Annotated in this window: 9 protein-coding genes; 6 read left to right on the top strand and 3 right to left on the bottom strand. The window is 69.6% G+C overall.

All coding sequences use genetic code 11. The features are described 5' to 3' along the window. Nucleotides 1–9: 9 nt before the first annotated feature. The 6 genes from ACIBZJ_RS40825 to ACIBZJ_RS40850 all read left to right on the top strand — a co-directional run bounded on the left by ACIBZJ_RS40825 (nt 10) and on the right by ACIBZJ_RS40850 (nt 11,575). Nucleotides 10–1,368, top strand: a complete 1,359-nt coding sequence (locus ACIBZJ_RS40825; protein WP_395939009.1) for an ABC transporter substrate-binding protein — start codon at nt 10–12, stop codon at nt 1,366–1,368. Nucleotides 1,369–1,468: 100 nt separating this feature from the next. Further along, nucleotides 1,469–2,320 carry a carbohydrate ABC transporter permease gene (locus tag ACIBZJ_RS40830; protein WP_395939010.1) on the top strand — a complete coding sequence of 284 codons (852 nt, stop codon included), beginning with the start codon at nt 1,469–1,471 and terminating at the stop codon, nt 2,318–2,320. Nucleotide 2,321: 1 nt separating this feature from the next. Beyond that, complete coding sequence (locus ACIBZJ_RS40835) at nt 2,322–3,215, top strand: carbohydrate ABC transporter permease (RefSeq protein WP_395939011.1); 894 nt, start codon at nt 2,322–2,324, stop codon at nt 3,213–3,215. Nucleotides 3,216–3,279: 64 nt separating this feature from the next. Next, nucleotides 3,280–6,249: an alpha-mannosidase gene (locus ACIBZJ_RS40840; protein WP_395939067.1), complete on the top strand. Its 2,970-nt coding sequence runs from the start codon at nt 3,280–3,282 to the stop codon at nt 6,247–6,249. Beyond that, nucleotides 6,246–9,389: a glycoside hydrolase family 2 TIM barrel-domain containing protein gene (locus tag ACIBZJ_RS40845; protein ID WP_395939012.1), complete on the top strand. Its 3,144-nt coding sequence runs from the start codon at nt 6,246–6,248 to the stop codon at nt 9,387–9,389. The genes ACIBZJ_RS40840 and ACIBZJ_RS40845 overlap by 4 nt, the downstream gene beginning before the upstream one ends. Further along, the gene (locus ACIBZJ_RS40850) at nt 9,386–11,575 is read left to right on the top strand and encodes an alpha-galactosidase (protein WP_395939013.1); all 2,190 of its coding nucleotides are present in this window, start codon (nt 9,386–9,388) and stop codon (nt 11,573–11,575) included. Before ACIBZJ_RS40845 ends, ACIBZJ_RS40850 begins: the two co-directional genes overlap by 4 nt. A gap of 1,027 nt (nt 11,576–12,602) precedes the next feature. On the opposite strand, the gene ACIBZJ_RS40855 is transcribed toward ACIBZJ_RS40850, so the two are convergent. Genes ACIBZJ_RS40855 through ACIBZJ_RS40865 form a run of 3 tightly spaced genes read right to left on the bottom strand, consistent with a single transcriptional unit; the run spans nt 12,603 to nt 16,016 of the window. Then, the gene (locus ACIBZJ_RS40855; protein ID WP_395939014.1) at nt 12,603–14,165 is read right to left on the bottom strand and encodes an AMP-binding protein; all 1,563 of its coding nucleotides are present in this window, start codon (nt 14,163–14,165) and stop codon (nt 12,603–12,605) included. A 59-nt stretch (nt 14,166–14,224) separates the two neighbouring features. Beyond that, nucleotides 14,225–15,364: a thiolase domain-containing protein gene (locus tag ACIBZJ_RS40860; protein ID WP_395939068.1), complete on the bottom strand. Its 1,140-nt coding sequence runs from the start codon at nt 15,362–15,364 to the stop codon at nt 14,225–14,227. Continuing rightward, nucleotides 15,249–16,016, bottom strand: coding sequence for a 3-oxoacid CoA-transferase (locus ACIBZJ_RS40865; RefSeq protein WP_395939015.1), 768 nt, complete (start codon nt 16,014–16,016; stop codon nt 15,249–15,251). The genes ACIBZJ_RS40860 and ACIBZJ_RS40865 overlap by 116 nt, the downstream gene beginning before the upstream one ends. Nucleotides 16,017–16,045 lie beyond the last annotated feature (29 nt).

Raw genomic sequence — 16,045 nt, forward strand, 5'->3', positions numbered from 1 at the left:
AAGATCGCAATGAAGCGGACACGTGTGTTAGCCATCGTCGCCGCCGGGACCGCCATGGCGAGCGTGCTGGCAGCCTGCTCCGGCGGGAGCACGGACGGCGGCCAGGATGGCAGTGACGGACCGGTGACGGTCTCCATCATGGAGTTCCAGCAGACGCGCATCGACGGGGTGAAAAAGCTCATCCCCGGCTTCGAGGCCGCGATGAAGGCGCAGGGCAAGGACATCAAGGTCAAGCTCGTCGCCGACGTCCTCACCGACGACCAGTTCAAGACGAAGGTCACCCAGCAGCTCATCGCCAAGCAGGCCCCCGACCTCATCGACATCGGTGACAGCCTCGTCCCCGGGTGGGCCGGCGCCGGCTATCTCGCCCCGATCGACGACTACCTCAAGAACTGGGACGGATGGAAGCACTACTACCCGCAGATCAAGAAGGCCATGGTCCGCCAGGACGGCAAGATCTACGCCCTGGTGCACGACACCGGCGTGCAGAACCTCTTCTACCGCAAGGACCAGCTCACCCAGTTCGGCATCAACACCACCCAGCCGACCACCTGGGACGATCTCATCTCGCGCCTCGAGCAGATCAAGCAGAAGACCGGCGGTACGCCCATCGTCATCCCGGCCGGGACGGCGTGGGGCGGTAGCACCTGGACCGAGGGCTTCCAGCCCATCCTCGGCGGCACCGACAAGAACTACTACAGCCTCCAGACCGGCAAGTGGGACCTTCGGAGCCCCGGCTTCGCCGCGGTGTTCAACCTGTACTACGACTTGTACTCCAAGGGCCTGCTCCCCGTGCAGGATCTCGAGAACCCCAACCCCTGGGAGCCGACGAAGTACGTCAAGTTCCCCGCAGGCACGATCCAGGTCTCGGCACAGGGCACCTCGGGGTGGAAGTTCGACTGGGGCCCGGAGGGCAAGGCGCCCATCAAGGACCTCAACGAGAAGGTCGACACCTGGCAGTACCCCGGCCTGCGCAGCGGTGACTCGCCCTTCGGGTGGAGCGGCCTCGGGTTCGGCTACGGCATGCCGGCCGCGTCCCCGCACAAGGCCGCCGCAATGCTCCTCGCCGAGTATCTGTCCACCGGCGAACCCCTCGCGGACCAGCTGGTGACCTCCGGTGCCGCGTCGCCGCGCGACGACCTCAACAGCGTCAAGCCGTACGCCGACGAGCCGAAGCTCCTGCAGGCGGGCAAAGACCTCTCGAGCAGCGTGTACGTGCCGACCGGTGACGGCGCCGACCAGGTGGCCCAGGCCGTTGCCGCAGCGACCGAGCTCATCATCAACGGCAAGGCCGACGGAGCGCAGGCCTACGAAGCATTCGTCAAGAATGCGAAGGACATCCTCGGGCCTGACCTCGTCAAGGAGTGAGCGCCCGCCCATGACTACTACTGCCGTAACCGCTTCGCCGGCGGCCGGCCCCACCGGGCAGGCGCCGGCGAAGCGGCGCTCCCGTCGAACCTGGCCCTTGGTGCTTCTGCTGCTCGGACCGGCGGCCCTGCTCATCGTCGTCTTCATCCTGGCGCCGGCCGTGTACGGCGTGTACCTCAGCCTCACCAACACCCAGCTGACGGGGTTCGCCGCGCGCGACCCGCACTTCGTCGGTCTCGACAACTTCACCTACCTGCTGTCGAACGCCGACTTCCTGGCATCGCTCGGCCGGACGGGCGAGTTCGTCCTCTATTCGGCGATCATCGGCCAGACCGTGCTCGGGATGACGGCCGCCGTCCTGCTGACCCGGCCCTGGGTGCGGGGGAAGGGACTCATCGGCGCTGCGATTCTGCTGCCGATGGTAGTTCCCGAGGTGGTCGCGTCCCTGGCCTGGGCGAGCGTGCTGTCGAACAACTCCGCCGGCACCCTCAACCGGCTGACCGGGCTGTTCGGTGCCGACCCCACCGACTGGCTGCAGGTCGTGCCCCTGGCGTCCGTCGTCGTCGTCAACATCTGGCGCGGCATCGCCTTCGCCATGATCATGTTCCAGGCCGCGCTGGAGGACGTCCCCGGCGAGCTCATCGAGGCGGCGCGCATGGACGGCGCCACGGCCGTGCAGGTCTTCCGGTTCATCACGCTGCCGCTCATCCGCGGACCGGTCTTCCTCTACCTACTCCTCACCACGATCAGCACCATCGGCGCCTTCGGGCTGGTCTACTTCCTCACCCAGGGCGGTCCGGGTGGTCGTACGACGATCACCGCGATCTACATCTACCAGCGCGCCCTGCAGTTCACGCAGATCGGCATCGGCAGCGCCGCCTCCATGATCCTGCTCGCGCTGGTGCTCGTCCTCGGCCTGACCTACGTCCGCCTCGCGAAGGTCGAGGTGTGAGATGACCGCCGTCACGAGCCGTCAGGAGCCGTCACGCACGGCGGACCTCGCCGCGCCGAGGTCGAAACGGCCTCTCGCGGGCATCGATATCGCCAAGCGTGCGCTGGGCACGATGCTGATCGTCCTGCTCGTCGTCTTCTGCGTCGCACCCTTCGCCTGGCTCGTGCTCAGCGCCATCGACGCACACGCCGGCCCCAACGTCCAGGCCCCTTCCCTCTCCCTCGACAACTTCGTCCACTTCTTCACCAAGTCGGGCACTCCTCGGTTGCTCGTCAACAGCCTCGTCATCGGCGTCGGCGCGACGGCGGTCAACCTCGTCCTCGGGCTGGCCGGGGGCTACGCCCTGGCCCGGTTCGACTTCCGTGGACGACGGCTGTTCATGTTCGGCATCTTGTTGGTGCGGGTCGTACCGTCGCCCGCCACCATCGTGCCGCTGTACCTCATCATGGTGAAGCTCCAGCTCACCGACACCCTGTCCGGCCTGATCCTCGTCGAGGCGGCACTGCAGCTGCCCGTCACCCTCTGGCTGCTCAAGGGGACGGTCTCGGCCGTACCGATCGAGCTCGAGGAAGCGGCCTGGCTCGACGGCAGCACCCGCATCCAGGCGATTCGCCGTGTCGTCCTCCCGCTCGTCGGACCCGGCCTGGGCGCCGCGGCCATGCTGACGTTCATGGGTGTCTGGGGCGACTTCCTCACCCCGTTGGTGATGCTCCAGAGGCAGGACCTCTACCCCCTGTCCATCGGGCTCTTCCGCGCCTTCAGCGAGCACAACCAGGTCGACTGGGGCCTGCTCGCCGCCAGCTCGATCGTCTACGTAGCGCCGCCCGCGATCCTCTACCTCTTCGTCCGTAAGCACTTGTTGCGCTCCAGCCTCGGCGGAGCGTTGAAGGGATGACCAGTTCGTGACCGTCGACCAGAACCCCCACGGACGCGTACGTCTGGACAGCGCCGCTCTGGCCATGCAGCGGGTTCGCCGTTTCACCCGGTTCCGCCTCGCACCGGCGGTCTATTCCGAGGCCCGGCCGGTCGAGGTGAGCGCCTGGGTCGTCGGCGGTGAGCCCGTCCCCTTCGACGAGGCCAGCGGCCAGCGCTTCGAGCCCGTGCGGATGGGGATGCCGTGGGGCCGGCCGTGGGACACCGTGTGGTTCGACGTGCGGGGCGTTGCGCCCAGCGCCTGGGCGCCGGAGGAGACCGAGCTCGTCGTCGATCTGGGCTTCACGGCCGATCAACCCGGGTTCCAGGCCGAGGCCACGGCCTACCGACCGGACGGCTCGATCGTGAAGGCGATCGAGCCGCTCAATGCCTGGGTACCGCTGCCGCAGAGCGGCCCCTTCCGCCTCCTGATCGAGGCGGCGGCCAACCCGGTGGTCCAGGTCCCCTACGAGTACGAGCCGACCCTGCTCGGTGACCCGCGAACCTCCGGCGACGAGCCGCGCTACACCCTGCGCCGCCTCGAGGTCGCGCGACGCGACCTCGTCGTGTGGGAGCTCCTGCAGGACGTGTACGCACTCGACGGGCTCGTGGGCGTGCTGCCGCCCGAGGGCATCCGCCGGGCGGCCATCGTCAGCGCCCTCGAGCGGATGGTCGACGTCATGGACCCCGACGACGTGCCGGGGACGGCGGCGCTGGGGCGCGAGGTCCTCGCGCCGGTCCTCTCGACGAAGGCACCGGCGAGCGCCCTTCGCGTCTCCGCCGTGGGACACGCCCACATCGACTGTGCCTGGCTGTGGCCCACCCGCGAGACCGAGCGCAAGGTGGCGCGTACGTTCGCCAACGTGCTCGATCTCATCGAGCGCGACCCCGAGTTCGTCTTTGCCGCCTCCTCGGCTCAGCAGTACGCCTGGCTGAAGGACGGCCAGCCCGGGCTCTACGCGAGGGTTCGAGACGCCGTCGCCGCGGGCCGCATCCGCCCGGTGGGGGGAATGTGGGTCGAGTCCGACACCAACATGCCGGGGGGCGAGGCGCTGGCCCGCCAGTTCGTACTCGGCAAGCGGTTCTTCCTCGAGGAGTTCGGGGTCGTGTCGGACGAGGTGTGGCTGCCGGACTCCTTCGGCTACAGCGCGTCGCTGCCCCAGATCGCCACCGCGGCCGGCGCACGGTACTTCGTCACCCAGAAGCCGTCGTGGAACGAGACGAACGCCATTCCGTACTCCACCTTCCTCTGGGAGGGCATCGACGGGTCGCGCATCTTCACCCACCTGCCTCCGGCCGAGACCTACAACTCCGACCTCGACGGCCCCGACCTGGCCCGCGCCGAGCGGAACTTCAGCGAGAAGGGCGTGGCCCACGAGGTGCTCGGCCTGTTCGGCTGGGGCGACGGCGGAGGTGGCCCGACGCGGGAGATGCTGGCGATGGCGGCACGCAAGGCCGACCTCGACGGCTCACCCCGCATCCGCCTGACCGACCCCACGTCCTTCTTCCGGGCCGCCGAGGCGGAGCTGCCGGATCCGCCCGTCTGGGTCGGCGAGATGTACCTCGAGCTACATCGAGGCGCGCTCGTCTCGCAGCAAAAGACCAAGCGCGGCAACCGCCACAGCGAGGCACTGCTCCGCCAGGCCGAGCTGTGGGCCGCCACGGCGGCCATCCTGAAGGGCGCCACCTATCCCACGGCACAGCTGGAGGACGCCTGGCGCACCGTCCTGCTCCAGCAGTTCCACGACATCCTGCCCGGCACCGCGATCGCCTGGGTACACCAGGACGCCGAAGCCGGGTACGCGCGGGTCGAGTCGTTGCTCGAGGGACTCATTGAGACCGCGCTGGCCGCCCTGACCGGTGACGGCGACGTGCCGCTGGCCGCGAACGCCGGCCCCCTGGCGCAGCACGGCGTTCCGGCCATGGGGATCGGTCCGGCGTCCGCGCCCGTACCGGCAACGCCACGAGTCGAGGACGGGGTCTGGGTCGTCGAGGACGACCGGCTGCGAGTGGTCGTCGACGACAGGGGCGTCCTGGTCTCGGTCCGCGACCGCGTGGCGGACCGTGAGCTCCTCCCGGAGGGGACCGCGGGCGGAGTGCTGCAGCTACTGCGCGACACCCCCCGCGAGTGGGACGCCTGGGACATCAACGAGGAGGACCAGCGGTCCGGTCAGGAACTCCTCGAGCCGACCCGGGTGCACGGTGACAACGACGCGGTCGTCGTCCGGCACAACATCGGCAAGTCCACGGTCGACGTGCGCATCAGCGTTGTCGACGGCCACCTCGACCTGGCCTTCGACATCGACTGGCAGGAGTCGCAGAAGCTGCTCAAGCTGGCCTTCCCCCTCGACGTGCGCGCGGACCGTGCCGCGTCGGAGATTCAGTTCGGACACCTGCACCGGCCGATCCACCGCAACACGTCGTGGGACGCCGCGCGCTTCGAGACCGTTGCCCATCGCTGGATCCACGTCGGCGAACCGAGCTGGGGCGTGGCGATCGCGAACGACGTGGTGTACGGCCACGACCTGCGGACCGTCGCGGCACCGTCGGGGCGCCCGATGGTGATGGCGCGGCTCTCGCTCTTGCGGGCGCCCCGTTACCCCGACCCCTCGGCCGACCAGGGAAGGCACAGCTTCACCGTCAGCCTGCGTCCCGGTGGCATTCCCGAGGCCGTCGCGGACGGCTACCGGCAGCAGCTTCCCCCGCGAGCCCTGCACGGCGCGCCCGTGGCTCCGCTCGTCGTCGTCTCGAACCCCGCCGCCGTCGTCGAGGCGGTCAAACTGGCCGAGGACGGAAGCGGCGACCTCGTCCTGCGGCTGTACGAGGCCCACGGCGACCGTTGCGAGGCTACCGTGACCACTTCGGTGAACTGGGACGCCGTCGAGGCCACCGACCTGCTCGAGTGTCCCACCGGTGCCGGTGCGGTCCAGCGGGTCGAGCCCTGCCGGGTCGAGGTGAGCCTGCGACCGTTCGAGCTGCTGACCCTGCGCTTTCGCGCGCCTCGCGCCGCGGCATGAGAGGACCGGCTTTGACCCAGGAAACAGCTCCTTACCTGTACGACGTGGGCCCCGGGGGTGGCCGACGACGGCAGGCACGGTCCTGGCTGCACACGGACGCGCCCCACATGTCCCTCCACGGAGACTGGCGGTTCCGCCTCCTGGCCGGCGTACCGGGCACACTCGGCGCACCCGGAGTACTGCCGGAGGGTGAGGCGCCGGACGCGTTCGCCGAACCCGGCTACGACGACTCCGGCTGGGACAGCCTGCCGGTCCCGAGCCACTGGGTGCTGCACGGGGAGGGGCGCTACGGCTCGCCGCAGTACACCAACGTGCAGCTGCCCATCCCACAGGACCCGCCGTTCGCTCCGGACGAGAACCCCACCGGCGACCACCGACGTACCGTCGTCGTCCCGGCCGCGTGGAAGGACCGTGACGTCTACGAGGCCGTCGTCCTGCGCTTCGACGGTGTCGAGTCGCGCTACCGGGTGTGGGTCAACGGGACCGAGGTGGGGGTCGGCACCGGCTCGCGGCTCGCCCAGGAGTTCGATGTCACCGACGTCGTGACGGCCGGCGTCAACACCGTGGCGGTGCGGGTGCACCAGTGGTCGGCCTCGACGTACGTCGAGGACCAGGACCAGTGGTGGCTCCCCGGCATCTTCCGTGACGTCACCCTCCAGGCCCGGCCCGGCGGTGGCATCGAGGACGTCTGGCTCCGGGCGGGCTACGACTACACCAGCGGGCACGGACTCGTCACCGCCGAGCTGACGGCCGCGGACACCGCCTACCCGGTACGACTGCGGGTCCCCGAGCTCGGGGTGGACGTCGAGTGGGCGACCCCGGAGGACACCGCGCCCGTGGACGTCGGCGTCGTGCGGCCCTGGACCGCGGAGCGGCCCCGGTTGTACGACGCGACGGTCGTCTCCGCGGGCGGTGCGGAGACGGTCTCGATCAGGCTGGGGTTCCGGACCGTGGAGATCGCCGGCGACCGCTTCCTCGTCAACGGGCGCCGGGTCGTGCTGCACGGGATGAACCGGCACGACACCCATCCCGACCTGGGCCGCGTCTTCGACGAGGACTTCGTGCGCCGCGACCTCGAGCTGATGAAGCGCCACAACGTCAACGCGATCCGCACCGCGCACTACCCGCCCCACCCGCGGGTGCTCGACCTCGCCGACGAGCTCGGCTTCTGGGTCATGCTCGAGTGCGACGTCGAGACGCACTCCTTCCACCACGGGGGCAGCGGCCTGGCGCCGGGCATCGACGAGTGGATGGGCAACCCGAGCGAGGACCCACGGTGGCGGGACGCCTTCCTTGACCGCATCGAGAGGACCGTCGAGCGGGACAAGAACCACCCGAGCGTCGTCATGTGGTCGCTCGGCAACGAGTCGGGCACCGGGGCCAACCTCGCCGCCATGGCCACGTGGGTCCACGCGCGCGACCCGGAGCGTCCCGTCCACTACGAGGGCGACCGCGCCGGCGAGTACACCGACGTCTACTCGCGCATGTACGCCTCGATCGCCGAGGTCGCGAGCATCGGCAGCGACTCGACGGGCGCGCTCGAGAAGGCTTCCGTGGCCGAGTCGGCCCGACAGCGCACGAAGCCGTTCCTCCTCTGCGAGTACGTCCACGCCATGGGCAACGGCCCCGGGGGCATCGACCTCTACGAGGACCTCGTGCGCCGCTACCCCCGGCTACACGGAGGTTTCGTCTGGGAGTGGCGCGACCACGGCATACGTACCCGCACTGCGGACGGGGCGGAGTACTTCGGCTACGGCGGTGACTTCGGGGAGACCGGCGTCCACGACGGCCACTTCTGCATGGATGGCATGGTGCTGTCCGACGGGACACCCACACCGGGCCTCGTCGAGTTCGCCGCGGTGGTGGCCCCGATCCACTTCGACGTCCGTACGGACGGGCGCAGCGTCGTCGTGACCGTCACCAACGCCCGGCACTCCGCGCCGACGGACGACCTCGTCTTCCCCTGGCGCCTCGAGCACGACGGCCAGGTCGTCCACGAGGGGGTGCTCGAGGTCGTGGGGGACGACGGTGGACCTGTACCGGCGGGCGGCACCGCCGTGGCCGAGCTGACCCTGCCCGGCGAGGGAGTGCGGGCCGGAACGGGTGAGGAGTGGTTCACCGTGTGCGCGGCACTGCGTGACGAGACGGCCTGGGCCTCGGCCGGCCACGTCCTGGCCTCTGCCCAGGCCTCGACCGCTCCCACCGGCCCCGCTGCCACCACCTCCACGAGGAGGCCGCCGACGAACGGGACCGCGCTCCCGACCACAGGCGACTACTCGATCGGCCCGGCGGACTTCGCGGACGGCCACCTCGTGGCCCTGGCCGGCCTGCCGGTCCGTGGTCCGCTGCTCGCTCTCTGGCGCGCCCCGACCGACAACGACGCCGGCTCGCACATGGGCAGCTACGACGTGACCGACCCGATGGCGAACCTGGGTCTGGGCACGCCGGGGCCGTCGTACGCCTCCCAGTGGCGCGACGCTGGACTCGACCGGCTGAACGGACGCCTGGTGAGCCTGCACCGGACCGCCGACAGCCTCCGGCGCAGCAGCCGCTGGGCCGCCGCCGACTCGCGCCTGTCGGTCACCGTGGAGGAGCTCTGGCAGGTCGACGGTGATGGCGCCCGGCTCGGTCTGCGGCTGATCCCCTCCTCCCGCTGGAACCTCGTGTGGCCCCGGCTGGGTGTCCGCCTCGACCTGCCCGTCGACGTGGACCGGACGGCGTGGTTCGGCACGGGTCCCGGGGAGTCGTATCCCGACTCCCGTCGTGGCGTGCTCGTCGGCCGCTACCAGGCCGACATCGCCGAGTTGACGTTCCCCTACGCGTGGCCCCAGGAGAGCGGTCACCGCAGCGACCTGCGCAGCCTGGACCTCGGTACGGCCGGCGGGGGCTGGCTGCGGCTCGAGGCCGCCGCGGACCATCAGGGCCGGCGACCGGGGTTCACCCTAGCGCGGCACGTAGCGGAGGAGGTGGGGAAGGCGACGCACCAGCACGAGCTGCCCGCGCCGAAGCACAGCCACCTCTACCTGGACGCGGCTCAGAGCGGCCTGGGATCACGGGCCTGTGGACCGGACGCGTGGCCGGACGCGCTCCTGCGTCCCGAGACGCGCACCCTCGACCTGCTGCTGACGGCGCTGTCGTGACCGACCTGCCACTGCCCGCGCCGGACGTGCTCGTGCACCTCACCGCGTCCGGGGTGAGCGTGATCCTCGACTCGACGCAGGGCCGGCTGCCGGCCGTGGTGCACTGGGGTGCCGCACTGGGTGCCCAGTCGAAGGAGGACCTGCGCGCACTCAGCACCGCCGACGTGGAGCCCCGCGAGGGAAACGTCGTGGACGAGCCGGTCCGCCTGGCCATCCTCCCCGAGCACCACGCCGGCTGGCAGGGCAGACCCGGCGTCGCCGGACACCGCGACGGCGCGGACTGGTCACCGCGGTTCCAGGTGACAGGCCTGGACGTCGGGCCCGGAGCGACGGTCGACGGCGGCCTGGTGGACGGAGGGCCCTGCGCCCTCGTGTTCCACGCCCGTGACGAGGTGGCCATGCTCGACCTCGACCTCGAGATCGAACTCCTGGCGAGCGGCCTGCTGCGGGCCCGTGCCCGCCTGACGAACCGTGGCGACACCGCCTACACGGTCAGCGACCTCAGCCTGGCCATGCCGATTCCCTCCCGAGCGCGAGAGATCCTCGACTTCGCGGGTCGCTGGAGCAAGGAACGCATCCCCCAGCGCCGCGCGCTCGTCACCGGGATCCACGAGCGCGAGGGCCGCAAGGGACGCACCGGCCACGATGCAGCGACGATCCTCAGTGCCGGCGTCCCGGGCTTCGGCTTCTCCCGCGGCGAGGTCTGGGGTGTGCACGTGGCCTTCAGCGGCAACCACCGCCACTTCGCGGAGCGCCTCTCCACCGACGCGCAGGTCATCGGAGGTGGCGAGCTCCTGCTCCCGGGCGAGGTCCGGCTCGGGCGCGACGAGGACTACAGCGGGCCTTGGCTCTACGCGGCATACGGCGACGGGCTCGACGACCAGGCGTACCGCTTCCATCGCTTCCTGCGGGGCCGGGACACCCATCCCGCGCGGCCCCGGCCGGTCACGCTCAACGTCTGGGAGGCGGTGTACTTCGACCACGACGTCGACCGGCTCGTCGACCTCGCCGACCGCGCGGCCGCACTCGGCATCGAACGCTTCGTCCTCGACGACGGCTGGTTCCGCGGACGCCGGGACGACCGAAGGGGCCTCGGCGACTGGGTCGTCGACGAGACGGTGTGGCCGGACGGCCTTTCGCCGCTCGTCGACCGGGTCACCCGGCTCGGGATGGAGTTCGGGCTGTGGTTCGAGCCCGAGATGGTCAACGAGGACAGCGACGTGGTCCGTGCGCATCCCGAGTGGGTCATGCAGACCGGCGGACGACTCCCGCTCCGCGGCCGGCACCAACAGGTCCTCGACCTCGCGCACCCGCAGGCCTACACCCACGTCCTGGAGCAGATGACCCGGGTCCTGTCGGACTACGACGTCGCCTGCATCAAGTGGGACCACAACCGTGACCTCGTCGACGCGGGCAGCATGCCGACCGGCGCCGCGGGGGTGCACCGGCAGACGCTCGCGGCATACCGCCTCATGGACGAGCTGAAGCGACGCTTCCCGGGGCTCGAGATCGAGTCCTGCTCCTCGGGCGGTGGGCGCGTGGACCTCGGCGTCCTTGAGCGGACGGACCGGGTGTGGGCCAGCGACTGCGTCGACCCTCTGGAGCGGCAGGGCATCAACCTGTGGACCATGCAGTTGCTCCCGCCCGAACTGGTCGGAGCGCACGTGGGCTCGCCGGTCAACGAGACGACCGGGCGGCGGCACGAGCTGTCGTTCCGGGCCGGCACCGCCGTCCACGGCCACTTCGGGATCGAGTGGGACCTCGCCAAGGCCTCGGCGAGCGAAATCCGTGACCTCGTCGAATGGGTTGCGTTCCACAAAGCACACCGGGAGCTGCTGCACTCCGGTGACGTGATCCGCTCGGACGACAGCGACGCCACACTGTCCATCTACGGCGTCGTGAGCGCGGACCGATCGGAGGCGCTGGTATTCCTGGGCTACCTGAGCCGCCATGACGCGTCGCCCCGGGGACGGTTCACGCTGCCCGGCCTCGACCAGGACAAGCGGTACCGCATCGCTCCCGTCGTCGTCGGCACACCGGACGCCCGCCTCGCGCCGCCGTCGTGGTACCACGACGGCACGGGCATTGTCCTGAGCGGTCGGGCCCTGGCCGTCACCGGACTCCGGATCCCCGGTGCATGTCCCGAGCGGGTGGTGGTCCTGCGGGTGCAGGAGGAGGCCGGCTAGGCACAAGCGCTGCGCTATGTCGGCAGCCGGCGCGATCGTTGCTGGTCGGTCGGCCCGAGGGCGAACGGAGGCCGGCATCGCCGTCAATTCATTGTCCGGTGGGGGAGGATGGCGGCTTGAGCTCGGCGTCGACGACGATTCCGAGGAAACATTTTCTGAGGAGCCCGATTTTGTAAAAGTGCAGGCAGAGTCGGGGAGGCGGAAGCTTGGAAGGCGAGGTTCAACGCCCCCTTTACTCGGGGGAGCTAGGTAAGGCCGAGGGCGAGGCGGGGCTCTGAGATCTACAGCAGAGCTGCCGCCATTGAATGCCGTCACAGCAGGGCCAGCTCAGCCTTTAACGCTGACGGCGGTGTGCTCATGGTTCGGCTCGGTCTCGGACACAGCAAACCCCACGGGTAGATCGTGGCAGGTCAATGGCATTGCTTGGCTGCTCTGAACTGCCGTCGGCTCGTCCGTTCGGACGATCGATCTTTCTTTCGTTTTCGTCTTGCGGAGTCCGACTAATCGTGGACGCTCGGGGTTCGTCGCCGATCCAAGCATCGGACCGCACCATGGCGCGGTCCGATCGTTGCGGCCGAGGTGGGGGGCCGAGAACTGCGCTGCGAAGCGTTCAGCAATGGGGTCCTGTCACTCGTGCCGTTCCTCGATGTATGCGATCGTGCCGCAGTGGCCGCGCTTCCGGACATCATCGCGATGTTGCGAGCGGACGCTGGCGGCTGACGGAGGAACGCGGGAGCCAACGACGCGTCCCCGGGCACGTGGACGGAGTGGCTACTGGTGCTCGGGATGTGCTGCGTAGAGTCAGAACCCGCATCCGTCGGTGAAGTGATCGAGCAGGTGAGTGATTGAGCGACGACCTGAAGCGGCTAGGCCCGCCGGGTTTCCAAGATGTTGCCGCCGCTCTCGCTGTCGCCTCCCAGCGTTCGGCGAGGACCTGACATGAGCGCCAACAACAGCTCGCTGACTGTTCTCGCCGCCGACCGCGTTGTCGCCTTCGACGTCGTGGGCGCCACTGGCTTGCAGCCCGTCAGTTGACTTGGCGCTCGTGCTCCTCCCAGTACGGTGCTCGTAGCTTGAACTTCTGCAGCTTGCCGGTAGCGGTGCGCGCCAGCTCGCCGCGGAACTCCACCGAGGTCGGCGCCTTATAGCCCGCCAGCCGCTCTTTGCACCACGCGATCAGCGCGCTCTCGGTTTCCGCGTTGGGGGAGGCGCCGTCGGTGAGCACCACCAGGGCCTTGATCGTCTCGCCCCATTTCTCGCTCGGCACTCCGATCACTGCGACCTCCGCGACGGCCCGGTGGGAGAACAGCACGTCTTCCACCTCGATCGAGGACACGTTCTCGCCGCCGGTGATGATGACGTCCTTCTTGCGGTCGCTGATCGTGAGGTAGCCGTCCTCACCGATCACGCCTCCGTCCCCGGTGTGGAACCAGCCCTGGTCGAGAGCCTTCGCCGTCTCCTCGGGCTGTTCCCAGTAGCTTTCGAGCACGACGTTGGATCGGGCCAGTACCTCTCCGCCGCCCTCGCCGTCGGCGTCGGGCTCGGAGATCGCAAGACGTACCCCGAGCGCCGGTGCGCCGGCGCGGGTCAACTGAATCGCCCGCTCCTCGGCGGGCAGGTCGTCCCACTCCGCGCGGGCTCGGTTGACGGTCAGCAGAGGCGAGGTCTCGGTGAGCCCGTAGATCTGGATGAACTCCCAACCCAGTTCCTGTTCGACCCGCATTACGGTTTTCGTCGGTGGTGGGGCGCCCGCCATGATGATCCGTACCCGGTCGCGCCCTGGGATCTCGCCCTCCCACGACTGCGCCGCTTCCAGCACGGCTGCGGCCACGGCCGGCGCCGCGCACATCACGGTGACGCCGTGGTCGCGGACCCGCCGCAGAATCTCCGCGCCGTCGATCTTGCGGATCACGACCTGCTTCACGCCGATGCCGGTCATCGCGAACGGCATCCCCCAGCCGTTGGCGTGGAACATCGGCAGCGTGTGCAAGTAGACGTCGCGGTCGCTCACCCCGGCGTGGAGGCCGAAGGTGACCGCGTTGGTCCACAAATTGCGGTGTGTGATCTGCACGCCCTTGGGCCGTGCGGTCGTGCCGGAGGTGTAGTTGATCGTGGCGGTCGCGGTTTCGTCGTGCTCCCACGGCGCGGGCTCTGCGCCTCGGCCGGCGTAGAGGTCTTCGTCGGCACCCAGGACGAGCTTCGTCTCGCAGTCGACGTCCTGGAGCACTTCCTCGAGTTCCGGGTCGACGTAGAGGACCCGGGCCCCCGAGTGTTCGACGATGTACCGCACCTCGTCGGGCCGGAGCCGGAAGTTCACCGGTACCAGCACCCGTCCCCAGCCGCACACGCCGAAGAACGAGGTGAGCAGCCGGCTGCTGTTGTGGCTGATGACCGCCACCCGCTCGCCTAGGCCGATGCCGAGCTCGTCGAGCCGCGTGGCCTGCCGACGGGCGAGGTCGCCGATCTGCCGGTAGGTCAGTGATCCGTGGCTCGGCGCCGGCTGGGCCGGTTCGTCGACCACGCCGACCCGGTCGCCGTAGACCTGAACGGCGCGGTCGAGAAAGTCATTGACGCTGAACGGGACGAACACGAAGTCTCCTCGAGGTGATCAGATGCTGTCTCAGCCGGTGACAGATCAGAGGCGGGAGGTCATTGCCCCGTGAGGACGCTGGCGTAGTTGGCGACGGCGAGCCCTCCCGTGTTGTGAACAGCAGCGATCGTGGCGTCCGGCACCTGCATCTCCCCGGCGGTCCCGGTCAGTTGCATGGCCGCGAGCACGTGCTGGCTGACGCCGGTGGCGGCGACCGGGTGTCCTTTGGACTTCAGTCCTCCGGACGGGTTCACCGGCAGGTCGCCGTCGCGGTGCAGGCGTCCCTCGGCGAGCACCCGTGCGCCCTGACCGCGCTCGGCGATCCCGAGTGCCTCGTAGAGGTTGAGCTCGGCGATGGTGAAGCAGTCGTGCAACTCGACCAGGGACAGGTCGGCGTGCGTAACTCCGGCCAGCTCCAGCGCTCGCTGCCACGCCAGCGTCGTGGCAGCGAAGGCGAGCGGGTCCCGCTTGGGCGCGGGCAGGAAGTCGTTGGCGTGCGCGAGGCCGAGGAACCGCACCGGTGCCGCGGTCGCCGTCGTGAGCACGAGCGCGGCGGCGCCGTCCGAGACGGGTGAGCAGTCCGTGCGTCGCAAGGGATCAGCAACCATCGGGTTGCGCGCCGAGACGGTCCGGCAGAATTCCTCGTCGAAGTCTCTGCGCAGGTGCGCGTACGGGTTGGCGAGCGCGTTGTGGTGGCTCTTCGCGGCAATGGACGCCAATGTGTCGGAGCAGTCGCCGTATCTCTCGGAGTAGGTCTTCGCCACCTCGGCGAAGAGGCCGGCGAAGCCTGTGGCCGAGGTGCTTCCGGCCGACTCGTAGTCGGCTCCGAGCAGTCCTGCGCCGACGACGTCGGCCGGGGCATCGGACATCTTCTCCGCACCGATCACCAGAACTGTGCGCGCGGTCCCCGCGAGGAGCGAGGCCACACCCTGGTGCACGGCCGCCGAACCGGAGGCGCAGGCGTTCTCGACGCGGGTCGCCGGCCGGCCGAAGAGATCGTCGGAGATCTGCAGGGCGAGAGATGAAGGGAAGCCCAGGGGATGGATTCCGCTGTTGAACTGGCCCAGGAAGATGGCGTCGACGTCACCCGGATCGAGCCCGGCGCCCGCCAGCGCCTCGCGCGCCGCTCGGACGATGAGGTTCTCCAACGAGTCGTCGAGTTTGCCGAAGGGGGTGTGCCCCCACCCGGCGATGTACACCTCTGCGCCGAAGCGTTCTGCCAGGGTCATGCGGACTCCGCCTGCTCGTCGATGGTGAATGGCGCCCGGTGAGCGCGACCAGCTCTTGCGTGGTCACGCCGGGGGCGCGACGGACCAGGACCAACTGCTGCTCGGTCACGTCGAACACGGCACGGTCGGTGATGATCCGGTCGACCACCCGAGCGCCGGTCAGGGGAAGATCGCACTGCGCGACGACCTTGGGCGAACCCGTCTTCGTCACGTGACCGGTCAGCACGATGACGCGTCGTGCGCCCGCGACAAGGTCCATCGCTCCACCCATTCCCTTCCCCGCGCCACCGGCACGCAGACGCTCGGCCAGCGTTCCCTGCGGCGCGAACTCGACCTGGATCGAGCCGTCGAGATAGCGCCGCGCGAAGCGACTGTTCTCCCCGACGTACGACGCGATGACCCGTGACACGCGATCACCGTCGATCAATCGCCCGAGTCCGACGCCGTCGAGGCCCATGTTGTTGGACACGACGGTGAGGTCGCGGACGCCGAGGCGGTCGACCAGCTCGATCAGGCCGAAGGGGTTGCCGCACAGCCCGAATCCGCCGACCGCGAGTGCGCACCCGTCGACCAGTACCGCAGCTAGCTGCTCGGTGACGTCCTCACGGATTTTGGTCCTCACGACGGTTCCCGTGTGAAGAAGGCGGCGTT

It is taken from the genome of Cryptosporangium sp. NPDC051539 (genome assembly GCF_044454545.1).
Taxonomy (GTDB): Bacteria; Actinomycetota; Actinomycetes; order Mycobacteriales; family Cryptosporangiaceae; genus Cryptosporangium.

Bases quoted from the DNA above. Each gene is read 5' to 3' on its own strand.
- ACIBZJ_RS40835 (WP_395939011.1), top strand. From the start codon at position 2,322: ATGACCGCCGTCACGAGCCGTCAGGAGCCGTCACGCACGGCGGACCTC.
- ACIBZJ_RS40825 (WP_395939009.1), top strand. From the start codon at position 10: ATGAAGCGGACACGTGTGTTAGCCATCGTCGCCGCCGGGACCGCCATG.
- ACIBZJ_RS40840 (WP_395939067.1), top strand. From the start codon at position 3,280: ATGCAGCGGGTTCGCCGTTTCACCCGGTTCCGCCTCGCACCGGCGGTC.
- ACIBZJ_RS40845 (WP_395939012.1), top strand. From the start codon at position 6,246: ATGAGAGGACCGGCTTTGACCCAGGAAACAGCTCCTTACCTGTACGAC.